Consider the following 23,859-nt stretch of genomic DNA (forward strand, 5'->3'; position numbering starts at 1 on the left):
CCGTGTACGCAGGACGGATGATCAAAGCCCAAGGCTACGCCGCGCAGAATGCACAGTCTGGCCTCGCGCCGTTCACGTTCGATCGGCGTGATCCCCGCGACCACGACGTCGTCATCCAGATCCTTTACTCCGGGATCTGCCATTCCGACATTCATCAGGTCCGAAATGAGTGGGGCAATTCGATCTTTCCGATGGTGCCGGGCCACGAGATCGTCGGCCGCGTGACCGGGAAGGGCAAGGGCGTCACCAAGTTCCGCGAGGGCGATCTCGTCGGCGTCGGCTGCTTCGTCGATTCGTGCCGCGAGTGCGGGAGCTGCAAGGAAGGCGTCGAGCAGTTCTGCGCGGCCGGGATGAACGTCACGTACAACGGCTTCGAGCGCGACGGCAAAACGCCGACGTTCGGCGGGTACTCCGACGTCATCGTGACGGACGAGAACTACGTGCTGCGCGTACCGGAGGGCATCGATCCCGCGGCCGCGGCGCCCCTGCTCTGCGCCGGGATCACGACGTATTCGCCGCTGCGCCACTGGAAGGTGAGCCCGGGGCAACGCGTCGGCGTCGTCGGGCTCGGCGGGCTCGGGCACATGGGCGTGAAGTTCGCCGCGTCGTTCGGCGCCGAGGTCACGGTGATCAGCACGTCGGCGCGGAAAGAGGCCGACGCGCGCCGGCTCGGCGCGAACCAGTTCCTCGTGAGCACCGACCCGAGCGCGATGGCGAAGGCGATGGGCTCGTTCGACTTCATCCTCGACACGGTCTCGGCGACGCACGACGTCAATGCGCTCCTCGGCCTGCTCCGGCGCGACGGCACGATCGTGCTCGTGGGCGCGCCGGAGAAGCCGCTCCCCATCGCGGCGTTCGGCCTCGTCATGGGGCGCAAGACGCTCGCGGGCTCGCTCATCGGCGGCATCGCCGAGACGCAGGAGATGCTCGATTATTGCGGCGAGAAGGGGATCGCCTCCGACGTCGAGGTGATCCCGATGCAGCAGGTCAACGAGGCGTACGACCGGACCGTCAAAGGCGACGTTCGTTATCGCTTCGTGATCGACATGAAGAGCCTGTCCGTTTGACCCTCAACCAAACGCGTCCCTGAGGACGATCGTCTCGTCCCGCCGCGGCCCCACCGACACCAGAAACACCGGCACGCCGATCTCGGCTTCGAGGTACCGCACGTAGTCCTGCGCGGCCTGGGGCAGATCGGCCATCGTCCGCGCGTGGGAGAGCGACTCGCGCCACCCCGGCCGCTTCTCGTACACGGGCTTCACCGCTCCGACGTGACGGATCGGCAGCTCCTTCGTGCGTCCCTCCGGCGTGTCGTACGCGACGCACACCTCGATCGTGTCGAGCCCCGAGAGCACGTCGAGCTTCGTCACGGCGAGCCCGTCGAGACCGTTCACCCGCGCCGCATACCGGAGCGCCGGCAGATCGAGCCAGCCCGTTCGCCGGGGCCGTCCCGTCACCGAGCCGAACTCGCCTCCCGCGACCCGCAGACGCTCGCCGAGATGGTCCGAGAGCTCCGTCGGGAAAGGCCCCTCGCCCACGCGCGTCGCGTAGCCCTTCGTGATCCCGAGGACCCGCTTGATCCGCGTCGGCCCCACGCCCGCGCCCACACACGCGCCGCCCGCCACCGCCGACGACGACGTCACGAACGGGTACGTCCCGTGATCGAGGTCGAGCAGCGTGCCCTGCGCGCCCTCGAACATCACGCGTTCGCCCTTCTGGATCGCGTCGTTCGCGAGCACCGCCGTGTCCGCGATGAGCGGCACGATCCGCGGCGCGAGCGGCCGGAGCTCCGACATCATCGCGGACACGTCCGGCATCTCGCCGCCGAGCTCGCGCACCACCGGGCCCCACGCGCTCGCTGCGCGCGCGAGCTTCTGCTCGAGGCCGTCGAGATCCGCGAGGTCTCCCACGCGGATCCCGCGCCGCGCCGCTTTGTCCTCGTAACACGGCCCGATCCCGCGCTTCGTCGTCCCGATCTTCTGACCGTCCGTCGCGGCCGCCTCGCGCAGCCCGTCGACGAGCCGGTGGTACGGCAGGATCAGATGCGCGAGGTCCGAGACGAACAGCCGCCCGCGCGTCGCGTGCCCTTTCGCCTCGAGCACGTCGAGCTCCGACACGAGCACGGCCGGGTCGACGACCATGCCTTGCGCCATGATGCACCGCGCCTGCGCGCGGAGGATCCCGCTCGGAACGAGCCTGACGACGATCTTGTCGTCGCCCACGACGAGCGTGTGCCCGGCGTTTGGCCCTCCGGCGAAGCGCACGACCACGTCCGCGCTCTCCGTGTACAGGTCGACGATCTTGCCTTTTCCCTCGTCCCCCCACTGGGCGCCGACGATCACGACCGCGGACATCCGGCCTCCTTGCGTGCTGCTCGGTCCGTCACGAGCCGGAACGTTAGTACACTCCCCGCACCCGTCCCACCCATGAGCCGCTCGATCGTCCCGATCCCGCCCGGGCTCCGCCTGCTCGCGCTTCCCACCTTCCGGGACGGTTCGCTCGTGGCCGCGCTCGTCACCTCGGTCTCGCTCCTCGCGGGCCTCGTCCGTTCGATGCCGCTCCTGCTCGCGCCGAGCGTGCCCGTGCGGCTCGGCTTGCCGTTTGCCCGTGCCGCCCTCGCCGTCTCGCTCGAAGTCGCGCTCGTGCTCGCCCCTTCCCTCGGCGCGGGTTTGGCGGCAGCTCGATTCGTCGATCGTGGCGAGGCGCGCGCCGTCTTCGCCCTGGGCGCTTCGCCGCGATCGCTCGTCGCGTCCGCCCTTCCCGTCTGGCTCCTCGCGTTCGTCCTTTCCGCGCTCGCCTCGCTCGCGTGGGGAATGGAAGCCGAAGCGCCCGGCCGCCTCGCGTCCCGCCTCCTCACGGACGCCCGCGCCGCTTGTGTCGACGACGCCGCGCGAGATCCGAAAACCCCGCATGCCGCGACGGTCCCGATCGCCGAGGCCACCTGGATCTGCTTGCCCGGCGAGCCCCCGCGCCTCGTCATGACGCCTTCTCTCCTCGGCGGATCCGCGCTCGCGGCGCGCTCGATCGAGCTCTCCGCCGACACGGCCTCGCTCGTGGCCGACGACCTCGTCCTTGTTTTGCCCTCGAACGAAACGACCGGCCCCATGACCGTCCGCGTCGCCCGCGCTTCGGTGCGAGGCCTTTTGCCCCTCGGCCGCCCTTCGAACCTCCGGGCCCCCGTGCGCGCCGTGCTCCTCGGCGCGACGTCTTCGGCGAGCGCCCTTCTCGTGAGCCTCGCCGTGCTCGTTTCCTCGATTGGCAGCCGCGCGCTCGCTCTTTTCGTCGGCCTCTCCGGCCCGGCGCTCGCGCTCCTCGTCCTTTCGGCGCTCGAACGCGAGAAAAGTCCGCTCTTCGTTTATGGCCTCGTCCCTGCGCTCGGCTTGCTCGGTCCGCTCCTGGCGGCCCGCTTCGCGCGATTTCTGTCGTCGCGCCGCGCCCCGGGCGCATGACGAAAGAAGACGGCGGATCCAGCGCGCCTCGTCCCCGTCACCCGCGATCCTGCGGCCTTGGCGTCCATTGCCGGAGAGGCCCGAGGGTGGTACGGGTGGTGATGTGGACGCGGGAGGCTCGGAGCTTCCCCGGGCAGGAGCACGACCATGGGCCGACTGAGCATCACCGAACTCCTTCTCATCCTGGGCGTCGCTCTGCTCTTGTTCGGCGCCGGGCGCATCTCCGACATCGGCAAGGGCCTCGGCGAGGGCATCCGGAACTTCAAGAAGGGCCTCAAGGACGAGGACCAACCGCCGCCGAAGCAGCTGCCGAAGAAGGACGAAGAGGGCGGCGAGAAGTCGACGTCCTGAGCGCCGTCGGCCCGCGATCTTTCTTCGCCGGCGGGCCTTCGGGGGCGCAGCGCGTGGTCGACGCGGACGCCCTGACGCCTATACTCGAGGAATCGTATGAAGATCCTCGAGCGTCTCGGGAAGATCGGCATCGCGTTTGCGTCGTTCGCCATCGCCGCGTTTTTCGCGGTGCAGTTCGGGGCAGGCGGTCTGTGGCGCGGATTCGAACCCGCGCTCGCCGTGACGGGCAGCGGCCCGACGGCGAAAGCACCCTACGATCTGACGCGCCTCGAAGCCGTCAACGAGACGCTCAAGCTCATCCGCGACAAATACGTCGAGCCGGGACGGGTCAAGCCGAAGGAGATGCTCCTCTCGGCCTTGAACTACGTCCAGCGTGACGTCGCCCAGGTGATCGTCGTGAACGACGATCCGAACGAGGTGACCGTCCGCGTCGAGACGGCGGAGAAGAAGTTCCGCATCGACAACGTGCAGGGCCCCTGGGACGTCTCGGCGCGCCTGCGCGAGGTCTTCGCGTTCCTCCAGAAAAACCTGCGCGGCACCGAGGTCGATCTGCGCGAGGTCGAGTACGCGGCGTGCAACGGCATGCTGCACACGCTCGACCCGCACTCGGTCTTCCTGAGCCCCGAGGCCTACAAGGAGATGAACCTCTCCACGTCGGGCCATTTCGGCGGCCTCGGCATCGTGATCTCGATCCGCGATCAGGTCCTCACCGTGATCAACCCCATGCCGGACACGCCGGCGGGGCGCGCGGGCATCAAGCGTCACGATCGGATCGTCAAGATCAACAACGAGTCGACGCTCAACATGCCGCTCGACGACGCCGTGCGCCGCCTGCGCGGCGACCCCGGAACGAAGGTCACGGTGTGGGTCACGCGTGACGGCGAGCAAGGCTGGCAGACGCCGAAGCCCTACGAGCTCGTGCGCGAGGTCATCAAGGTGCGCTCCGTCGAGTCGCGCCCGCTCGAGACCTCGGGCATCGGCTACGTGCGCATCAAGAACTTCCAGGCGACGACGTCGACGGAGCTCGACCTCGCGCTCGACGACCTTCGCAACAAGGGCTCGCTGAAGGGCCTCGTGCTCGACCTGCGCGGTAACCCCGGCGGCCTCCTCGATCAGGCCACGCGCGTCGCCGACAAGTTCCTCGCCGACGGCGTCATCGTCTCCACGGTCGGCGCCTCCGAAGGCCGCGACGAGAAGAAGGCCAAGAGCCCGGGCACCGAGCCGGCGTATCCGATCGCCGTGCTCGTGAACGGCAACTCCGCGAGCGCGAGCGAGATCGTCGCGGGCGCGCTGAAGAACCACGATCGCGCCGTCATCGTCGGCTCGACGACGTTCGGCAAGGGCAGCGTGCAGCTCGTCTTCCCCGACGTCACGCCGGAGAAGGCCGCGCTCAAGCTCACGATCGCGCAGTACCTCACGCCCGGCGACGTCTCGATCCAGGGCGTCGGCGTCACGCCCGACATCGAGCTCGATCCGATGACCGTCGACGAGCTCGAGATGGATCTCACGATCCAGAAGGACGGCCTGCGCGAGCGCGACCTCTCGGCGCACCTGACGAACGGCAAAGCCCTGGCCGGGTCGAAGCCGCGCGAGGTCGTGCGCTACCAGCTCACGAGCGCCGAGCGCGAGGAGATGCGCGAGCGCGGCGGCGAGACCGACGACGACTTCCGCGTCGACTTCCCGATCCGCTTCGCGCGTGATCTCGCGCAGCGCATGCCCCCCGGCGTCGCGCGCAACGCGCAGATCGACGCCGCACGCGACCACATCGAGAAGGCGCGCAAGGACGAGCTCGACAAGGTCGCCGCCGAGCTCTCGAAGCTCGGCTACGACTGGTCCGACGCACCCGAAGGCGCGCAGGGACCGGCGAAGAGCGATCTCGAGGTGAAGATCGAGACCGACCGCGCGAACAACGAGGTCACGGCGGGCGAGCCGATGAGCCTCTCGGTCACGGTGAAGAACAACGGCAAGCAGCCGATCTACCGCCTGCGCGCCTCCACCGAGAGCGACAGCGGCTACCTCGACGGCAAGGAGCTCGTCTTCGGCAAGATCGCGCCTGGCCAGAGCAAGACCGCGAAGGCGCCGCTCGGCTGGTGCGACGTCGAGGGCCGCAAGATCGGCACGACGAAGCCGCGCCTCGCGAACCAGAAGCGCGTCTGCAAGATCCCGATGGACGCGCTGAGCCGCTCGGACGGCGTGAAGGTGAAGTTCGAGGCCGCGGGCGGCTTCGAGCCCCCGACGGCGGAGGTTCGCCCGACGATCCGCGCCCTCGAGCGTCCGCTCTTCCAGTACGCCTACCAAATCGTCGACGACCGCAGCGGCAACGGCGACGGCCGCATCCAGCGCGGCGAGGGCGTCTCGATGTACCTGACCGTGAAGAACGTCGGCAAGGGCCGCTCGTTCGAGACGCAGGCGAACATCGCGAACCTCTCGGGCGAGGGCCTGCTCCTTCGCGCGGGTCGGTTCGACATCTCGAACATGAACCCCGGCGACGTGCGCAAGGTGGTCTTCACCTTCGACGTGCAGCCCGAGTTGCAAGACAACGAGGCCACGCTGAGCCTGTCCGTCGGCGATCGGGACCTGCGCGAGGTCGCCACCGAAAAGGTAAAAATCCCCGTCGGCAACCCGATGACGATCCCGAAGGCCTCGGGTACGGCGAAGGCGGGGCCGCAGGGCGCGACGCTGTTCGCGACGGCGGACCCGAACGGGCTCGTCTTCGGCAAGCTGCGGCCCGGCGAGACCATGGCGATCACGGGCAAAGCGGGTGACATCTACAAGGTCGACCTCGGTTCGAGCCGCTTCGCCTTCGTGTCCGTCGGCGAGACGACGCCGGGCAGCGGCGCGCCGTCGGTCACGCCGTCCTTCGAGGACGTCTACTCGAAGGCGCCGCCCACGCTCGACGTGAGCGTTGCGGCCATGGCCACGCGCGACGACAAGGTGAAGATCACGGGCGCCGCTTCCGATGCCGAGCGCTTGCTCGACCTCTACGTCTTCGTCGGCTCGCGCAAGCTCTACTACAAGTCGAACCGCGACGGCGCCGACCCCAAGAAGGCGACGTTCGAGTTCGATGCGCCGCTGCGCCCGGGCGTGAACGTCATCACGGTCGTGGCGCGCGAGAACCCGGACACGACGACGCGCCGCACGCTCGTCGTTCGCAAGGACGGGACGGACGGCGCGATCCTGAAGACGCCGAAGACGGACGATCCGGTCGCCGAGTGGCTCGGCGAGGCGGCGCTCCCCGAGGATTGACCCCCGAGAATCACCCCGAGTACGTTGGTCTGTCGTGGGACTCCTAGCCTGGCTCGGCCTCAAGCGAGGGGACACGTATCCGAACGTGGATGCGTTGCTCGCGGAGCTACGCCGCGCCCTGCCTGACGACGAGGCCGTCGTCCTTCGTTACATCGCTGCGGTGGTCGTCCTGCTCGGCAAGGTCGCGGGCGTGGACGGCCGCCTCACCGAGGGGGAAGAGCAGACGCTCCGCAGCTTGCTCGCGCACATCGAGGGCTTGTCCCCCGAGGCGATCGAGGCCGTCACGCACGCCTTGAAGGGCAAGCTGCCGGAGCTCCGCGACGAGGAGCTCACGCTCTGCGTGCGCGAGCTCAAGAGCCTCTGCGACGGCCGCGAGCGCGTCGAGGTCATCCGGCTCCTCGCCAAGGTCGCGGTGGCGGATGGAAGGCTCTCGGAGGTGGAGCGCGCGGAGCTGCACCACGTCGCCGCGGACCTCGGCGTGCCCGAGAGCGAGCTCGCCGCGGTCGAGGAAGAGGTCGACTAAGTCCGCTAGCTCTTCGCGCTGCGCGCCGCGCGTTGTTTCATCGCCGTAAGGGCGACGAACAGGACGAACGTCACGGCCCCGCCGACCGCGATGAACATCCCCGCGTTGAACACGTAGTGCAGGTCGCGCGCGCCGCCGAGGCCCATCAAGAAGATGCCGAACAGCGCGAGGCCGGCGCCGATCACCGGATCGGGCCCCTCTGCTTTCCTCGTGTCGAGCGCTTCCCCGACCTCTTCCTGGTCGCCGCCGGCTCCGTGCAGCCCGTCTGCGCTCTCGTCCATGCGCACCTTCCTTGCTCGATCCGAGTCTAGCGCAGACTCGGCCCTCGACGAAGCGCTGGCGGCGCGGGACGCGCGGACGCACGATGGCCCACGTGTCTCCCGGTCCTGCCTCCTTCGGCGGACGCCTGGTCGTCTCCTTCGAGAGCCGGCGCGCGCCCGAGATGGCCTCGCTCGTCGAGCGCCACGGCGGCCTGCCCGTCCGCGCGCCTGCGCTCCGGGAGGTCGGTCTCGACGCGCCCGAGGGCGCGCTCGCGTTTGCCGAGGCCCTCGCCGCGGGCACGATCGACGTCGTCGTCCTCATGACCGGCGTCGGCACCCGCGGCCTCGTGGACGCCGTTCTGCCCGTGCTCGATCGCCCCGCGTTCGCCGCGGCGCTCGCCCGCACGACCGTCGTCGTGCGTGGCCCGAAGCCGGCCGTCGCGCTCCGTGAGCTCGGCGTCCCTGATTTCGTCACGGTCGCCGCGCCGAACAGCCACCGCGAGGTGCTCGACGTGCTCGACACACGAGGCCCGCTCGTGGGCAAGCGCGTCGCCGTGCAGGAGTACGGCGTTCCGAACGCCGCGCTCCACGAGGGCATTTTCGCGCGCGGAGCCGAGGTCCTGCCCGTCTCCGTGTATCGTTACGCCTTGCCCGAGGACACGGCGCCGCTCCGCAGCGCGCTCCACAGGCTCGCGGCCGGCGAGATCCCGATCGCCCTCTTCACGAGCCGCGCGCAGGTCGAGCATGCGCTCCTCGTCGCGGCCGAGGAGGGGATCGACGGCCCTGTTCGCGCGGCGCTCGCTCGCGGCCTCCTTGGATCGATCGGCCCTGTCTGCTCGGAGGCGCTCCGGCAGGAAGGGCTTTGCCCCGACGTCGAGCCGGAGCATTCCAAGATGGGCCACCTCGTCAAGGAGGCGGCAACCCGCGCGGACGAGATCCTTACGCGAAAAGGCCGCCCGTGACGCCGGGCGTGGCCATTTCGATCACTCGTAATCTTCGTAATCGCTGCGGGCGACCTGGGGCTCCTTGCCCGTCTTCGTCTCGACCACGTGGCCGACGTTCACGACCTCGGCGCGATAAATGACCGAGCCGTCATCGGCCGTGATCTCGCCCGAGAGATCACCCCAGGAGAATTTGTCGCTGACCACCGTGGTGAGCGTGGCCTTCTTTTCGCCGATCTTCACGCGGAAGCTCGTGCGCTTCGCGGGCAAGAGGTCGTTGCCCATCACGGCGACCACGTGCTCCGAGCCGAGGGCCGCCTCGTTCTCGTCGGCGACGACCATCGTCTTCGCCATCAGCGCCTCGTATTCGTCGACGCCGGCCGGCACGAGCTTTCCTTTTTCGATGCGCTGCACGCCGAGCACCTCGCCGCGCGTCTCGGACGCATCGCTCAGGCGCACGCGCAGCTCGGTCGCCACCTTGCCCTCCTCGAGGATGAAGTCGATCACGAGTGCATTCTTCTCGCGGGCGACGACGCGCTCCGTGAGCGTCACGGGCGCCTTCTGGAAGCTGCCCGAGAATCGATACACCACGTAATCGCCGACCTCGTGACGACCCTCCTCGGGCGCCTGCTCCTTGGAAGCCTCGGGCTCGGCCTTTGCGACCGTCTCTTTTTGCGCGGTGACGGCCGGAGCGGGCTTCTCCGGGGCGAGCGCTTGCGTGCGGACCGCGGCTTTGCCGCAGCCCATGGCGAGGAGCGATACGAGGGCGGGGAGCAGGATCCGATTCATGCGCATCGGGTACATCCGCCGGGCGGATCGGGACCAGTTTTGTGCGATCCAAAAATCGGCGCGGGTTGGTCCGTTGGACCTGGTTCAACACAGATCCACCCTGGGGCATCGCTCACCCACCCCCCCGCAGTGAGGACGTCCCAAGGGCCTCGTTCGTACGGCTCGGATGCAAACGCACAGGCAGAGCGGATGGCGCAGGGCGTGCAAGAGCATTTGGGGCTTCTCGCCGGTCTTCGACTCGGCCATTCTCGAACCATGGGCATGCTTGCGAAGATGAAACCGAAACAGCAATACTTTCGAGCGATTGCCATCGGCCTCGGGGCGCTCACGGTCGCTGCTTCCGCCGCTTTTGCGGGCTGTGTCGAGGCGCCTTCGGGCCTCGCGCCCGGCCCCACCGGCGGCGGCGGCACGGAGGATGCCGGTTCCGGGGGTGGGGGACCCGTCATCATCAACGGGCGGGAGCTCTTCGAGTCCATGGAGGCGGACCTGATGAGCGCATGTGGCCTCTGCCACGACGTCGCCGGGCTCGCGGACACGCCCTTCCTCGCCGGCCCGGATCGTTATCAATCCTTCGCGAGCTGGCCGGGCGTCGTGGCCACGGATGCCGAGCACAGCCTCTTGCTCACGTATGCAATGACGGGCAAGGGGCACAGCGGGACGAACCTCGATTCGCCGGCGCTCAAGGACACGCTCTTGCCGAAGGTCAAGGCGTGGCTCGCGCAGGAGGCGAAGAACTTCACCCAGCCGCCGCCGGCGGCGGGCCCGCACATCGATCCGTTCGTGCCCATCATGGGCTTCAATGCGATCTACCTCGGCGCGCTCGGGCCCGAGTTCGAGGGAATGGCCGTCACGTTCCAGGCCGACCTGCTCGCCGAGACCACGCTCGAGCTCACGAACATCGAATTGCACCCGACCTCGAAGACGGGCGTGAAGATCGTCCACCCGCTCTGGGTCGTGCACCCGCTCGGCAAGGACCCGAATCCGGATCCGGTCGACAGCTTCTCGAACGTGGACACGATTTACCAGGCCGGCGAATCCGGCCCGCTCGGCCCCGGCACGCTCATTCTCGTGAATTATTCGAAGGACGCGAAGGTCTCGCTCGCGTTCGAGCTCATCCAGAAGTACGAGCCGGCGTCGCCGGACGCGGGCGACGGCGGGCCCACGGGCGGATGCAAGGACGTCGCCTCGTTCGACGCCAATGCGAAGCAGCAGTTCGGGAGCTGCCTGAATTGCCACGGCGGCGGCAATGGCCAGGCCGTCGCGGCGGTCGACATGACGGGGCTCAATAACGACTCGGCGAAGGCCTGCGGGCAGATCAGAAACCGCGTCAACCCGAACGACCCGGCCTCGAGCCAAATCTTCATCACCACGAATCCCGGCGGAAATGCCGCGCATCCGTTCAAGTTCGGCGGGCAGAGCGGCGCGTTCAACAACTTCCGCGACAGCGTATCCATTTGGATCGCGGCGGAGAAATGAAGAGGACGAAAGGTAGGCGGCCCATGAAGCGGACCAGAATGCTCACCTTGCTCGCCGCGCTCGCGGCGGGCGCGTGCTCGAGCTCGGGGCCCAGTAGCCTCGAGCCGCCGACGGGAGGCAATACGACCACCGGCGGGAACAACAACACGACCGGCGGCGAAAACACGACCAGCGGCGATCCCGAGGCGCCCCCGATCCCGGACAAGACCGTGCTCGACGACCGGGTGACGAGCTACACGGAGGCCCTGCGCACGGCGTCGCTGAAGCTCGTGCGAAACCTCCCGACGCTCCAGCAGATCAAGAACGTCGAGACCGCGACCGATCAGCGCGCCGCGTACGAGGCCGAGATCGACGCGATGCTCGCCGATCAGCGCTTCACCGCGCGCATGATCAAATGGTGGCGCGATACCATGCGCCAGGGCGGCGGCGCGCAGGACAACAAGCCGAGCCGCGACACCGCGCCCGTCTTCGCGACGCGCGTGATGATCGAGGACAAGCCCTACACCGACCTCTTCACGGCCACCACGAACACCTGCCCGACGTACGACGGCGCGACGAACACGTTCAACGACGGCAATTGCGACAACGGCGTCCCCACGCACGCCGGCGTGCTCACGAATCCCGGCGTCATGATGCAGTTCTACGGCAACATGGCGTTCCGGCGCGTGCGCTGGGTGCAGGAGATCTTCGTCTGCACGAAGTTCCCCGCGGAATACGCGGCCGAGCCGAAGCAGGTGAACGGCGCCGATTACACGGGCCCCTGGAACTTCGAATCGGTGGCGACGGCCCCGATCGATTTCCAGGACACGTCGTCGGTCGTCTGCGCGAACTGCCACGTGACGATCAACCGCATCGCGCCGCTCTTCGCGAACTTCAACATGAACGGGCAATGGGCGAACGACAGCCAGGTCGAGACCCCGACCGTGCCCGATCCGCAAAAGACGGTGCTCTCCCACTGGCTCAAGGACGGCGAGGGCACGGCGTGGCGCTTCGGCGAGCCCGTCGCGGACCTGCCGGCGCTCGGCCAGGCCATGGCGGCGGACAAGGACGTCCACGATTGCGCCGTGGCGCGCATGTACAACTTCGCGATGTCGAAGGAAGACATCGTCTCGGACCTCGCGACGGTGCCGCCCGAGGTGCTCAAGCCCTACGTCGAGGATTTCCTCGCGAATGGCATGAACCTGAAGAAGACGCTGCGCACGATCCTGCTCAGCGACGACTTCACCAAGTTCTAGGCGCATGCGGAAAGAAAGGAGAGAGACCATGAATCGCATCATCTCGACGTTCCTCCGCGGCGCACCCCTTGCCCTCGCCGCGGGCCTCTTCGCAACGGCCTGCGTGCAGGAGCCGCCGTCCGGAAACCTCTCGCGACCGGACCCGGTGATCGACGATCCGACGACGGACTTCGAAAACCAGCCGGGCGTCTTCGCGGGCGACGAGGACAATACGCACAGCCACATGGGCGACCTCGGTGAGGGCGTGTTCAAGGATCCATTCGAGGTCCTCGCGCAGCGCCAGGAAGAGGGCCCGCCCGAGGTGCGCACGCGCCTGCATTCGTGCCAGAAGCTGCAAAACAATGCGCTCCAGAACGTGCTCACCTCGCTCGGCGTCAACATCGACGCGACAGCGCAGGTGCCCACCGCAGGCCAGCTCTTCAAGGGCGGCGGCGGCGCGCTCGGCGCGGCGAGCTACGACGCGCGCGTCGGCGAGGCGGTCGTGTGGAGCGCGGCCGGCGCGGCCAAGCTCTTCGACATCTTCGTGCAAGCGGCGCCCGAGATCATCGCGAACCTGCCGAACGTCGACCAATGCAAGGTCGACGGCGTCGGGGTCGAGATGTTCGACGCGAACAACCAGTGCAATCGGGACGCCATCGCCTGCATCACGGGTCGCCCCGCGACCGACTCGCACGTCGCGATCTGCAACAAGGTCGTGACGAGCGCCTCCGATGTGGAAAAAGGCAAGCGCATCGCGGTCGGTACGATGATGGCCGCGGCCCATTCGTGCGAGTGACGGAGGAGACCATGGTCGACGAGAAGCTCAAGTACCTCCAAGGCAATGCCCGGCGCAATTTCCTGCGCTGGACCACCGCAATGGGCGCCGTCCTCGCCCTCGATCGCGCGAAGGTGCTCGACGTCATCGCGGACTCGGCCGGCACGGCCATGGCCGACGACGCGTGCGCCGCGACGAACCGCTCGGTCCACCTCGTGGCCGGCGACGGCGGATTCGCGTGGTTCCAGCTCCTCTGGCCCCACACGCAGATCGCCAAGGCGAACAACGACAACTTCGCGTTCCACGCGTTCGGCCAGACCGAAGACGCGAAGGACACGGACAAACCGTTCGTCTACGCGCCCGAGAGCCCCTGGAAGGCGCGTGACAAGCGCTTCCGCATCTCGGCGTTCATGGCCGGGACGAACCAGACGCACACGCCGACGCCCGGCTCCGCCGCGACGCTCGGCAATGGCGTCAGCATGCTCGCGACGGCGGCCGCCATTCAAAGGCAAACCCCGTCGCTCCTGCCGGTCATCGCGATCAACCCCTTGAACTTCGGCGCCGCCCCGGGCGCGCCGCAGGTCGCGACGGTGAACAACGCGGGCGGCATGGTCGATCTCTTCGACAGCGCGGCGTCCCGCGTGACGCTCGCCGTCGAGGAGGACGCGGCGCTGTTCGAGGCCTATTACAAGGCCTTCGTCGGCCTCAATGCGGCGGCCGGCCGCCCGACCTGGTCGCGCCAGCTCCGCGTGGGCAAGACGAGCGCCAACTTCCTCGGGAAAAACCTCTCCGCGCAGCTCGCGCCGACGGCCGACGACCTCACCCGCTACAACATCGGGCAAGGCACGCCGAACCGCCTCGCCGAGATTGGCCGCGCCTTCATCACGACGGCGCGCGCCTTCAAGCTCGGCCTGACGCAGAGCGTGATGATGCCGGCGATGCGCGACGATCCGCACGGGGCGTTCAACGACATGAACAACCTGCGCAATACGGTCGGTCAGCTCGGCAAGATGTTCGACGAGTTCGTGAACGACCTCGCGGCCATTCCCGACCCGGTCTGCACGTCGCGCACCCTCGCCGACAACATCGTCATGACGGTGCACGGCGACACGCCGAAGAACCCGCGCGACCGCGGCGGCTGGCCGGACGGGACGCCGAACAACTCGAACTGGCTCTACGTGATGGGCAATGGCTACACGAAGACGGGCTGGTTCGGCGGCGTGCGCGCCGACGGCAGCACGGACGGGTTCGATCCCACGACGGGCGAGAACGTGCCGGGCCAGCAGAGCAATGCGACGAGCGCGGCGGCGGGCGCGGCCGTGGCCTTCGCGGTGGCCAAGGGCGACATGCGCCGGGTGCAGGACTTCTACACCGGTCCGAGCATCAAGGGCATCGTGAACGAAAACCCGGTTTGACGGGTTGAAACGAAAAGGGGCTCCCGGAACGACCCGGGGGCCCCTTTTTCATTTCGTTCGGCGCCTTTACGGCATCTTGCCTTTGCTGGTGCTGAGCAGATCGTCGAACGCGAGATCGAAATCGTCGCCGAGCAGCTCCGCGCCGGCGGCCTTCGCTTGCTTGGCCGGCCCCGGGATCGGCTCCAGTCGGCGAATACGATCCTGCACGCCGCCGCGCGGATCCCGGTAGTTCGAATCGATCTGCCCGGCGCGCTTGAAGTAATAGAGCGCCTGCTCCGGGTTTTTCCGGGCCTCGTACGCGTCCGCGAGCTCGTACGCGAGCGCGAGCTCCTGCTCCCGGGTCTTCTGCCGCGCCTCGAGCCCGCGCAAGAATGCGTCGATCGCCGCGTCCACGTTGCCGAGCTGCAGGTGGATCATCCCGATCACCGACCGACACACGCATTCGCGCGCGGGGTCTCGCGCCGCGACCTCGAATTCGCCGATCGCGTCCGTGTACATGCCCATCTCGCGATAGGCGACGCCGAGATCGTAATGCGTGGCCGCGTCCGCGTCCGAGATCTGCGCCTGCACGCCAGCCTTGAATTGCTGGAAGATCGTGTCGACGTTGACCCCGGGGAATTCGGGCGGCGCCGCCGCGGCCTCGGGCGCGAACTCCAGCTCATTGATCATGTTCTGGATCGTCTCGAAGTCGTTGTCGGCCGGGTACTCGCTCTTCTTCGTGAGGATCCCGCTGCCGCCGCCCGGCAGCTCCGGCACGTAGGACGGCCGGCCCATCTGCTCGAGCTCGGCGTGCTTGTAGAGCAGAAGCGGGTGGTTCGGCAGGAGCGCGAGCTGCTCGTCGAGCATGGCGCGCGCGTCGTCGAGCATGCCCTGGTTCGCGTAGAAATCGATCTGCTCGAGGACATCCTCGTCGAGGACGTGCCCCGTTTGGCTACGCGTCGGCGCGGGCTGCTGCGGCGGGTAGACCGGCTGCGGCGGGTACTGCGGCTGCTGCGCGTAGCCGTGGTGCTGCTGCGCCTGAACGCCCGTGAACGGATCGTCGAGCGCGGCGAGCTGCCCGGGCTGCGGCGGGTACGGGTGGCCGTTCTGCGGCGGGTAGACCGGCTGCGGCTGCGGCGCCTCGACCTGGTAGCCGAGCGCGCGCAGCATCTGGATCGCCTCGGGCTGCGCGGGATCCATGAGCAGGACCTCGTCGAGCAGCTCCGCCGCCCTCCGCACGTCGCCCTCGACGCTCAGTCGCTGCGCGAAGATCAACATCTGGCGGATGGCGCCTTCCTCGTCGCCGGCCTCCTTGAGGACGTCGACGAGCCGCGATCGCAGCTCGTGCGAGCTCGGCACCATGGTCACGCCGTCGCGCAGGATCACGATCGCGTTGGCGTAGTCGTACTGGCTCCGGGCTGCCTCGGCGCGCTGCAGGATGTGCCGCGCGCGCAGGGCCTCGTCGTCGTGGTGCGAAGGCTGGAGCGGGATCGACGACTCGGGCGGCAGGTCTTCGACGTAATCGATCTCGTCGACCTCCTCCTCCTGGATGTCGATGACCGACTCTTCCTCGACCTGCTTGCGCGGCGGCGCGGGCCGCTGCGCCGCGAGCTGCCGGACCGCATCGTCGTTCGGCGCGCGCGCGAGGAGCGCGTCGACGAGCGCGTTGAACTCGTCGTTTTTCTTGGCCTCCTTGGCGAGGCGCGCGGCCTCCTTCAGGACCTCGGTCGCCTTCGGCGCCTGACCGAGTTTGTCGAAGGCCTTCGCGAGCAAGCTCAGCGTCTCGAGGTCCTTCGGGTTTTCCTTGAACGAGATCTGGAGCTTCGCGAGCGCGGTCATCGCGTCGGTCTGCCCCGCGCGCTCGAGGTACATCTTCGCCGCGACCTTGGCGTACCTGCCGTCGGCCTTGATCGTGAGCAGCCGGTCGAGGACCTTCAGCGCGTCGTCACGCCGGCCCATCTTGACGAGGACCTCCGCCGCTTGTCCGAGCTGCGCGATCGACGCCGGCGTGTCCTTGATGCGGCTGTACGCCTCGGCGAGGCGCAGGCGCGGCACGGGGTTGTGCGGGTCGAGGTCGACGACCTTCTTCAGCGGCTCGATCGCCTCGCGATCCTTGTTCGCCTTGTGCAGGCGGTTCGCGATGTCGTCGTACGCCGCGGCCGCGTCGCTCGTCAGGCCGAGCTGCGTGTAGAGCTCCGCGAGGCGCGGCAGCACATAGCCGAACCGCTCGAGCAGCTTCGGCGCGCGTTTGTCGATGATCTCCAGGATCTGACGGTAGACGCGGATCGACTTCAGCGGCTCGGGCGGCTTCTGCTCGATGTAGAGCCGCGCCACGATCTCGTACGTCTCGATGGCCTCGGCGTACTGCTCGATCTTGATGTGGCAGTCGCCGATCTTGAGCAGGACCCGGACGTCCTTCGGATCTTCGGCGATGAGCTTCTGGAACTCGGCGATCGCTTTGTCCCAGCGCTTTCCTTCGACGAACTTCTGCGCTGCTCGGAGCACCTTGTCGCGATCGACCGCCACGGCGATGGGATTCTCCTCGAGAGAGCGACCCGGGGACGACACGACACGACGCTTCGCGCCGCCTCGTCCACGATTAATGATCTAACGGAACGACGAGCCGCGCACAAGCGCGGTCACGTACGAACGGAATATCGAGACGAAAACCGGGCGATCTCAGGCGAGCCGAGATCCCGATTTTTTCAGTTCGGCAGCTTGAAAACCGCGAAGAAGGCGGCGATGACCGCCGACACCGCGAGGATCAAGGCCATCATAGCAGTCGGCCCGGCGTCCTGCACAGTTCCCCGCGCGAGCTTCTTCGCCCGGCCGCCGATCACGTGGTGGATCCCGATCACCGCGAGCGCGAAGAGCAGCTTGGCGTGCATCCAGTGGTGCTCGACGAGGTAGTAACGCGTGTCCATCAGCAGACGCGCGACGCCGGTCACGAACGAAAGCACGAACGCAGGCACGCTGAGCAGCCGGTAGATCCGCTCCCCGAGCGCGCCGCGGACCTTCGGGTCCGCCCCTGCCGCCGTGAGAGCGAACGCGACCGCGAGGATCGAGCCGATCCAGACGAGGTTGCCCGACACGTGAAGCCACACGAGGGCGATCTGGGGTCCGTTCATCGTGAAACCGCGTTACCGCGTCGCCCGAGCGACGTCGACTTTTCTGCGCCCGAGCCCGCGAGAAACCACACGCCGAGGCCGGATTTCCGGGCGTTCGGCTCGACCGATCCAGGGGCGCGCTCTACATTGGTGGGCCCATGACAAGAAGCGCTGCCTATCGTGCCCCGTTCGCGCCGGGCGGGGACAACGAGATCGACGCCGACCTGTGCGGCCGGCTCCTCGCCGTCGCGCTCTCCAAGGGCGGCGAGTACGCCGATCTGTTCTTCGAATACCGCGCCGGCGGCGGCTTCTCCTTCGACGAAGGCATCCTCAAGGCCGCCTCGCGCGGCGTCTCCATGGGCGTCGGCGTGCGCGTGCAGCGCGGCGACGCGACGGGCTACGCCTACACCGAGGATCTCTCGTGGGAGTCGATGAAGCGCGCCGCCGAGACCGCCGCGCAGATCGCCACGAGCGCGGGCGGCACGACGCACGTGCTGCCGAGGTTCCGCGACATTCCGAACCGCTACGACGTGCCGCTCGTCTCGCTCGACGTGCCCGGCATGGAGAAGCGCGCGCTGCTCGAACGCGCGAGCGCCGCGGCCCTCGCCGAGGGCCCGCACATCGTGAAGGCCGAGGCGAGTTTTTCCGAGGAAATCCGCGAGATCCTGCTCGCGACGAGCGACGGCGTGATGGCGCACGACGTGCAGCCGCTCTTCCGCTTCGGCGTGCGCGCGATCGCCGAGCGCGACGGCAAACGGCAGGAAGGATCGAGCGGCGGCGGCGGACGAACCACGCTCGCGGCCTACTTCGCCGATCATTCGCCGGAGATGCACGCCCGCGAAGCCGCGCGGCAGGCGGCGACGATGCTCGACGCCGAGGAGGCGCCGGCCGGCGAGATGAACGTGGTGCTCGGCCCCGGCGACAGCGGCATCCTCTTGCACGAGGCCGTGGGCCACGGGCTCGAGGCCGACTTCAACAGGAAGGGCACGTCGAACTACGCGGGCAAGGTCGGCGAGCCGGTCGCGAGCCCGCTCTGCACCGTGATCGACGACGCGACGTTGCTCTCCTCGCGCGGCGCGATCAACGTCGACGACGAGGGCAACGAGCCCGGAAGGAGCGTGCTCATCGAGAACGGCACGCTCGCCGGCTACATGCACGACAGGCTCTCGGCCAAGCACTACAAGCTCAAGCCCACGGGCAATGGCCGACGCGAGAGCTTCGGCGCCGCGCCGCTGCCGCGCATGACGAACACCATCCTGCTCGCGGGCCCGCACGATCCGGACGAGATCGTTCGCAGCGTCAAACGCGGCGTCTTCGCCAAGAAGTTCGGCGGCGGCCAGGTCGACATCTCGAACGGCGACTTCGTGTTCTCGTTGACCGAGAGCTACCTGATCGAGGACGGCAAGATCACGCGGCCTTTGAAGGGCGTGAACCTCATCGGCAACGGCCCCGACGTGCTCGGCAAGGTCACGATGCTCGGCACGGACCTCGCGATCTCGGACGGCATCTGGACGTGCGGCAAGGACGGCCAGAGCGTTCCCGTCGGCGTCGGATGCCCGACGATCAAGATCGACAAGATCACCGTGGGCGGCACCAAGATCGGCTGAAGATCCGGCGCGGCAGGCTCGCGCTTGCCGCGCCGCAGCATGAGCTTTATAGCGACGCCCGATGCCGCGCCGCTCGTCGTTCATCGTCATCGTCGGGCACGGCCCCGAACTGGAACGCGAAGAGGGCGCGGCGAGCGTGCTGCGAGGCCTCGGCGCCACGGTGCGCACGCTCGATCTGTGGGACGAACCCGCGCGGTGTTTCCAGCGCGAGGACGACGAGGCGCGGGCGATCCTCGTGGAGACGCCGGAGCGGCCGGACCTCGCGGCGTCCGCGCTCCGGGCGCTCCGGCGCGAGCCCCGGCTCACGGGCGTGCCGGCGATCGCGTCCGTCTCGGTGTCGCAGGTCGCGCGGATGGATCCCGCGAGCGGCTTCGACGATTTCGTCCTCTCGCCGTACGTGCCGGCGGAACTCTACGCGCGCATCCGCAAGGCCGAGTGGCAGAAGAGCGAGTTCGCCACGGAGGAGCGCGTGAAGGTCGGCGCGCTCGTCGTCGATCGATCGGCGCACGAGGCGTGCATCGACGGCCGCAGCGTGCCACTCACGGCGAAGGAGTTCGCGCTGCTCTCGTACCTCTGCGAGAAGCGCGGCAAGGTCGTGTCGCGTGAGGAGCTGCTCGTGAAGGTGTGGGGGTCGCGTTATGAAGGGGGTCCTCGCACGGTGGACATCCACGTGCGGAGGCTGCGCTCGAAGCTCGGGGTCGCGCTGCCGCTCGTGACGCTGCGAGGCGCGGGCTACAAGCTCGAAGCGCCGGACCAGCCGATCACGCACGCGGCCGAGCTGCGGAGGGCGATGCTCGCATGAAGAGGGTGACGATCGCCGTGAGCGTGGGTTGCCCGAGCGGAATCGGGCCCGAAGTCGCGGTGCACGCGGCGGCGAACGCCGAGGCCGAGGCGCGGTGCGTGCTCGTCGGGGACGCCGAGACGCTCCGGCGCGCGGCGCACGATGGGAAGATCGCGGCGGCGAGGTTTCGCGTCGTGAAAAACGCGCGGGAGATCGAGTCGCTCGCGCTCGGGGAGATCGGCGTGTGGGGGCCGAGCACGCAGCTCTCGTCGCCCGCGCGGCCCGGTGCGCCCGATCGCGAGGCCGGCGCCGCGCAGCTCGCGTGGGTGAACGAGGCGCTCTCGCTCGTGACGGACGGCACCGCGGCCGCGCTCGTGACGGGGCCCGTGTCGAAGTTCGCGATCGCGACGAGCGGCGCTCGAGGAGCAAAAGGTTTTTCCGGACATACGGAGCATCTCGCGGCGCGGCTCGGGGCGCGCGAGGTGGTGATGGCGTTTCGCGCGGCGAACATCACGACCGCGCTCGTCACGACGCACCTGCCGCTCGCAGAGGTCCCGACGGCCGTGACGCCCGAGGCGGTGTCGACGAGCTGTTACTGGCTCGTGCGGCTGCTCCGATCGCTCGGCATGGAAGCGCCGCGCGTGGCCGTGGCGGCGCTGAACCCGCACGCGGGCGAGGGCGGGATGCTCGGGATCGAGGAGGAGACGTGCATCAAGCCGGGGATCGAGCGCGCGAACGAGCGGCTCTCCGCGGGTGGGTTCTCCGCGACGCTCGCGGGACCGCTCGGCGCCGAGACCGCGTTCCGCAAACAAGCGGCGGGGGCCTTCGACGGGGTCGTCGCGATGTACCACGATCAGGCGACGATCCCCTGCAAGCTCGTGGGGTTCGGCGAAGCGGTGAACGTGACGCTCGGCCTGCCCGTGATCCGCACGAGCGTCGATCACGGGACGGGCTACGACATCGCGGGCACGGGAAAGGCCGATCCACGCGGGATGGAGAGCGCCCTCGGGCTCGCGCTGAGGCTCGCCAAGGTCGAGGGGCGCGCGTCGCTCATCGCGCGCGCGTCATGACGCGCGGAGCCGCTGCATGAGGTGATCGAGCTGGGGCATGTCGAGGCCCTGCTCGCGGCCGAGCTCGCGGATGCTGTCGCCCATGGCGAGGTGCTGGGCGTGGAGCTTCGGGCCGAAATGACGCTCGACGAAGCGCACGGTCTCGGGCGCGAGGCGGCGCGCGAGGGCGACGCCGGGCTTGATCGTGTACGGCCCGACGAACCGCGTGAGCACGTGCGCCCACGGCGCGACCTTGCCGAGCTTTTTCGCGAGGCCCTCGCACTCCTTGGCGGCCGCGAGCGCGGTCTCGAGGAGGTCCTTGTCGTGAAGCACGCCGTCGATGCCGCGGCCCGCGTCGATCGCCGCGATGAGCGGGAAAAACGACACGGTGCTGGCGGCGTCGAGCGAGGCGACGTCGCGCTCGAAGCGCGTGGGCAAGCCGCCGTTCGTGAGGCGCCGAGCGAGGACCTCGAGCGCGTCGCGGGACATCGAGTGCGCGGGGCCCGAGGCGTCATCGTCGAGGAGCGTGGAGGCGATGCCGGTCGACCAGTAGCGGACGACGCCACGATCGTCGACGTCGTCCACGTACCCCGCGACGCCGGGCATGGCGCTGACGGCGCGCCGCCCGATCGCCTTCTCCAGCGCCGAGAGCTGCGGCTGAAGGGCGGGCGTGAGCACGACGAGCGGCACGCCGGGGCCCTGGCGAAGCGCCTCGGCGAGCGCGTCGTCCTGGTTCTTTCGCAGAAGGTCGAGCTGATCGAACCGAACCGCGAGGAGCACGAGCGTCGCGTCGGCGGGGATCGTCTCGATGCGACGCGGCTCCGCGATGACGTCGCGGCGCTTGTCCCCGTTCACCTGCTCGACGACGAACGAGTACGTCTCGGCCAGGCGCGAGGGCCGAACGACGAACGAGACCTGAACGCCCGCCGCGGCGAGGCGTACGCCATAGATGCGCCCGAGCGCGCCTGCTCCGAACACGATCACGTGCATGGTGAGCCGTTACGTACCGCCGCCGGCCGCACCTGGGAAGTCGGTCAGAAGAGGCGACGCGAATCGACGAGGATCGTGACCGGTCCGTCGTTCTCCACGAAGACCCGCATGTCCGCGCGGAAGCGCCCGGTCTCGACCGGGACGCTGCTCTTCCGGGCAGCCTCGACGAAGCGGTCGTAGAGCGCCTCGGCGCCCACAGGCTCCATCGCGCCGTCGAAGCTCGGGCGGAGGCCCCGGCGCACGTCGCCGAAGACCGTGAACTGGCTGATGACGAGCAGGCCCCCGCCGACGTCGGCGAGCGCGCGGGTCATCTTGCCGCTCTCGTCGGGAAAGACGCGCAGGCCGAGGACCTTGCTCACGACGTAGTCGAGGTCGGCCTGCGCGTCGCCCTTCTCGGCGCCGACGAACGCGACGAGGCCGTGGCCGATGCGGCCCGTGACCTCGCCGTTTACCTCGACGCGGGCAGAGAGGGCGCGCTGCACGACGGCGCGCATCGCGCTCTCAGCCGAGGCCGAGCTCGCGCGCGAGGCGGCTCGTGATCGCGAAGTACGTGCTGCGATCGTAGGGCTTGTTCAGGATGTGGAAGTCTTTCCGGACGAGCCCGACGCAGCCAAAGCAGTACGTGCACTCGGTGCAGTCGACGGAGCGGACCACGTAGGAGCACTGGGTGCAGCGCTCGCACGCGACGCAGTGGTTGCAGCGCACGAGGTCGCGCGAGCTCCGGCAGTGCGTGCTGTCCGAGCAGCGCTGCGAGTCGACGCAGTAGTGGCACCGCGCGAGCGCCTTCGAGTTCTTGCAGAACGTACAGTCGACGCAGCGCTCGCAGCCTGTGCACTGCACGCAGCGCTCGTTCTCGGTGCGGGTCTCGTGGGCCTGGAAGAGCTTGCGCAGCTCGGCCTCGAACTCGGCTTTGTTCATTGGGCGGACTGGTTCTGCGTGTCGGGCCTGCCACTCACTTGCCTGCGGAGCTGGGCGGCAGCGTCGCGGGTGGACTCGTCCTCGGCGAACTCCTCGATACGGCGCAGGCGCGACTCGAGCACGGCGCGGCGCTTCGGCAGCTCGCCGACGAGGAGCGAGGAGAGCGAGGAGAGCGCCTCGCGCACGCGCGACTCGTCGCTGTGCTCGAGGAGCTTCAGGTGCACGTCCTGGTCGTCGGGGAAGTTGAAGCCGGCGCCGAGGAACTCGTTCGCGGCCTTCGTGATGTGCGGGCGCCCCTCGGCGCCGAGGAGCTTGCCGAGGAGCCGCTGACGCTCGGTGGCGCGCGGATCACTCTGCGGAGGCGGCGCGAGCACGATGCGGCCTGGCTTCGGCGTGGAGTCGCGGCCGTTCTTGCCGTTCTTGCTGCCTTCGGGCTCGGGGTCCCGGCGCGGCGCGAAGAGCGCCTCGAGCGCCGCGCGATGCTCCTTCGCGACGCGACTGTCCTGCTGGGTCGTACTGTTCCGGCTCGTGCTGCCGGTCTTCGGCGCTCGCGCGAAGGGCGCGAGTTCGGGGTTGTGCCAGACCTTGGTCTCGTCTTTCCGCATCCGCCGCATAAATTCGTCCTTGCTGCCGCCGGAGGGAGATGGCTTGGCAGTGCTCGCGGTTCTTGGTCCCGGGACTGGTTGAGCCCGGAGGCAACGTTCATGCTCGACGTCCGCGCGTCGTTTCGTGCTCGAGCTTCGCTCGCTCACGCGCGGGCTCGCCGTGCGGCGTTGCGCTTGTCTGGTTCTCCAAGAACGCTCGTCTGCTTCGAGCCGACCTTTCCCCCGGTGCGGGCCAACTGCGCGGGCGCCTCGATTGGATTCTGCCCGCCGCCGTCCGAGCGACGGGACGTGCCATGAACGAGGGCGACGTCCGCGCCATCGAGGCGCACATGGCGCCGCGATGGGTGCCCCACCTCTACCACAGGCACCCGTGGAAGCCTCAGA

Annotated in this window: 22 protein-coding genes; 13 read left to right on the top strand and 9 right to left on the bottom strand. The window is 68.7% G+C overall.

Annotation, left to right across the window (positions count from 1 at the left end; all coding sequences use genetic code 11):
• Positions 1 to 17: 17 nt before the first annotated feature.
• Positions 18 to 1,067 (top strand): NAD(P)-dependent alcohol dehydrogenase, encoded by a 1,050-nt coding sequence (locus QHF83_RS10320; RefSeq protein WP_282417610.1) that lies wholly within the window; start codon positions 18 to 20, stop codon positions 1,065 to 1,067.
• Between the two features lie 3 nt (positions 1,068 to 1,070).
• Here the strand turns inward: QHF83_RS10320 and QHF83_RS10325 are convergent, their stop codons facing one another.
• Positions 1,071 to 2,354, bottom strand: coding sequence for an adenylosuccinate synthase (locus QHF83_RS10325; RefSeq protein ID WP_282417611.1), 1,284 nt, complete (start codon positions 2,352 to 2,354; stop codon positions 1,071 to 1,073).
• 72 nt (positions 2,355 to 2,426) lie between these two features.
• Between QHF83_RS10325 and QHF83_RS10330 the strand changes: the two genes are divergently transcribed.
• From QHF83_RS10330 to QHF83_RS10345, 4 genes are all read left to right on the top strand, one after another.
• On the top strand, positions 2,427 to 3,449 hold the full coding sequence (locus QHF83_RS10330) for a hypothetical protein (RefSeq protein WP_282417612.1): 1,023 nt from the start codon (positions 2,427 to 2,429) through the stop codon (positions 3,447 to 3,449).
• Between the two features lie 147 nt (positions 3,450 to 3,596).
• Entirely contained in the window at positions 3,597 to 3,800 is a 204-nt protein-coding gene (tatA, locus tag QHF83_RS10335) for a twin-arginine translocase TatA/TatE family subunit (RefSeq protein WP_136930433.1), read from the top strand.
• A gap of 96 nt (positions 3,801 to 3,896) precedes the next feature.
• On the top strand, positions 3,897 to 7,046 hold the full coding sequence (locus QHF83_RS10340; protein ID WP_282417613.1) for an MXAN_5808 family serine peptidase: 3,150 nt from the start codon (positions 3,897 to 3,899) through the stop codon (positions 7,044 to 7,046).
• Between the two features lie 34 nt (positions 7,047 to 7,080).
• Entirely contained in the window at positions 7,081 to 7,569 is a 489-nt protein-coding gene (locus QHF83_RS10345) for a TerB family tellurite resistance protein (protein WP_282417614.1), read from the top strand.
• A 5-nt stretch (positions 7,570 to 7,574) separates the two neighbouring features.
• Here QHF83_RS10345 and QHF83_RS10350 read toward each other — a convergent pair whose 3' ends face one another.
• Positions 7,575 to 7,850, bottom strand: coding sequence for a hypothetical protein (locus QHF83_RS10350; protein ID WP_272417137.1), 276 nt, complete (start codon positions 7,848 to 7,850; stop codon positions 7,575 to 7,577).
• 92 nt (positions 7,851 to 7,942) lie between these two features.
• Between QHF83_RS10350 and QHF83_RS10355 the strand changes: the two genes are divergently transcribed.
• Complete coding sequence (locus QHF83_RS10355; RefSeq protein WP_282417615.1) at positions 7,943 to 8,791, top strand: uroporphyrinogen-III synthase; 849 nt, start codon at positions 7,943 to 7,945, stop codon at positions 8,789 to 8,791.
• Between the two features lie 21 nt (positions 8,792 to 8,812).
• Here the strand turns inward: QHF83_RS10355 and QHF83_RS10360 are convergent, their stop codons facing one another.
• Positions 8,813 to 9,565 (bottom strand): hypothetical protein, encoded by a 753-nt coding sequence (locus QHF83_RS10360; protein WP_282417616.1) that lies wholly within the window; start codon positions 9,563 to 9,565, stop codon positions 8,813 to 8,815.
• A gap of 267 nt (positions 9,566 to 9,832) precedes the next feature.
• On the opposite strand from QHF83_RS10360, the gene QHF83_RS10365 reads away from it, so the two are divergent.
• The 4 genes from QHF83_RS10365 to QHF83_RS10380 are packed head-to-tail and all read left to right on the top strand — an operon-like array spanning position 9,833 to position 14,439.
• Positions 9,833 to 11,035: a hypothetical protein gene (locus QHF83_RS10365; protein WP_282417617.1), complete on the top strand. Its 1,203-nt coding sequence runs from the start codon at positions 9,833 to 9,835 to the stop codon at positions 11,033 to 11,035.
• Positions 11,036 to 11,058: 23 nt separating this feature from the next.
• Complete coding sequence (locus QHF83_RS10370) at positions 11,059 to 12,270, top strand: DUF1549 domain-containing protein (RefSeq protein WP_282417618.1); 1,212 nt, start codon at positions 11,059 to 11,061, stop codon at positions 12,268 to 12,270.
• Positions 12,271 to 12,298: 28 nt separating this feature from the next.
• Entirely contained in the window at positions 12,299 to 13,045 is a 747-nt protein-coding gene (locus tag QHF83_RS10375; protein WP_282417619.1) for a hypothetical protein, read from the top strand.
• 11 nt (positions 13,046 to 13,056) lie between these two features.
• The gene (locus tag QHF83_RS10380; protein WP_282417620.1) at positions 13,057 to 14,439 is read left to right on the top strand and encodes a hypothetical protein; all 1,383 of its coding nucleotides are present in this window, start codon (positions 13,057 to 13,059) and stop codon (positions 14,437 to 14,439) included.
• A 66-nt stretch (positions 14,440 to 14,505) separates the two neighbouring features.
• On the opposite strand, the gene QHF83_RS10385 is transcribed toward QHF83_RS10380, so the two are convergent.
• Positions 14,506 to 16,944 carry a tetratricopeptide repeat protein gene (locus QHF83_RS10385; RefSeq protein WP_282417621.1) on the bottom strand — a complete coding sequence of 813 codons (2,439 nt, stop codon included), beginning with the start codon at positions 16,942 to 16,944 and terminating at the stop codon, positions 14,506 to 14,508.
• Positions 16,945 to 17,123: 179 nt separating this feature from the next.
• The gene (locus QHF83_RS10390; RefSeq protein ID WP_282417622.1) at positions 17,124 to 17,546 is read right to left on the bottom strand and encodes a CopD family protein; all 423 of its coding nucleotides are present in this window, start codon (positions 17,544 to 17,546) and stop codon (positions 17,124 to 17,126) included.
• A gap of 137 nt (positions 17,547 to 17,683) precedes the next feature.
• Here QHF83_RS10390 and QHF83_RS10395 point away from each other — a divergent pair, with 137 nt between their 5' ends.
• The 3 genes from QHF83_RS10395 (at position 17,684) to pdxA (ending at position 20,983) form a co-directional block, all read left to right on the top strand.
• Positions 17,684 to 19,132: a metallopeptidase TldD-related protein gene (locus tag QHF83_RS10395; protein WP_282417623.1), complete on the top strand. Its 1,449-nt coding sequence runs from the start codon at positions 17,684 to 17,686 to the stop codon at positions 19,130 to 19,132.
• 61 nt (positions 19,133 to 19,193) lie between these two features.
• Positions 19,194 to 19,934, top strand: coding sequence for a response regulator transcription factor (locus tag QHF83_RS10400; RefSeq protein WP_282417624.1), 741 nt, complete (start codon positions 19,194 to 19,196; stop codon positions 19,932 to 19,934).
• Entirely contained in the window at positions 19,931 to 20,983 is a 1,053-nt protein-coding gene (pdxA, locus tag QHF83_RS10405; RefSeq protein ID WP_282417625.1) for a 4-hydroxythreonine-4-phosphate dehydrogenase PdxA, read from the top strand. Before QHF83_RS10400 ends, pdxA begins: the two co-directional genes overlap by 4 nt.
• On the opposite strand, the gene QHF83_RS10410 is transcribed toward pdxA, so the two are convergent.
• The 4 genes from QHF83_RS10410 to QHF83_RS10425 are packed head-to-tail and all read right to left on the bottom strand — an operon-like array spanning position 20,978 to position 23,475.
• Positions 20,978 to 21,952, bottom strand: a complete 975-nt coding sequence (locus tag QHF83_RS10410) for a 2-dehydropantoate 2-reductase N-terminal domain-containing protein (RefSeq protein ID WP_282417626.1) — start codon at positions 21,950 to 21,952, stop codon at positions 20,978 to 20,980. The genes pdxA and QHF83_RS10410 overlap by 6 nt on opposite strands.
• 44 nt (positions 21,953 to 21,996) lie before the next feature.
• Complete coding sequence (gene dtd, locus QHF83_RS10415) at positions 21,997 to 22,446, bottom strand: D-aminoacyl-tRNA deacylase (protein ID WP_282417627.1); 450 nt, start codon at positions 22,444 to 22,446, stop codon at positions 21,997 to 21,999.
• Positions 22,447 to 22,453: 7 nt separating this feature from the next.
• On the bottom strand, positions 22,454 to 22,870 hold the full coding sequence (locus tag QHF83_RS10420) for a hypothetical protein (RefSeq protein ID WP_272417122.1): 417 nt from the start codon (positions 22,868 to 22,870) through the stop codon (positions 22,454 to 22,456).
• The gene (locus QHF83_RS10425; protein ID WP_282417628.1) at positions 22,867 to 23,475 is read right to left on the bottom strand and encodes a hypothetical protein; all 609 of its coding nucleotides are present in this window, start codon (positions 23,473 to 23,475) and stop codon (positions 22,867 to 22,869) included. Before QHF83_RS10425 ends, QHF83_RS10420 begins: the two co-directional genes overlap by 4 nt.
• Between the last annotated feature and the right edge of the window lie 384 nt (positions 23,476 to 23,859).

Source organism: Polyangium sp. 15x6, assembly GCF_029960785.1.
In the GTDB taxonomy this organism is placed as follows: Bacteria; Myxococcota_A; Polyangia; order Polyangiales; family Polyangiaceae; genus Polyangium.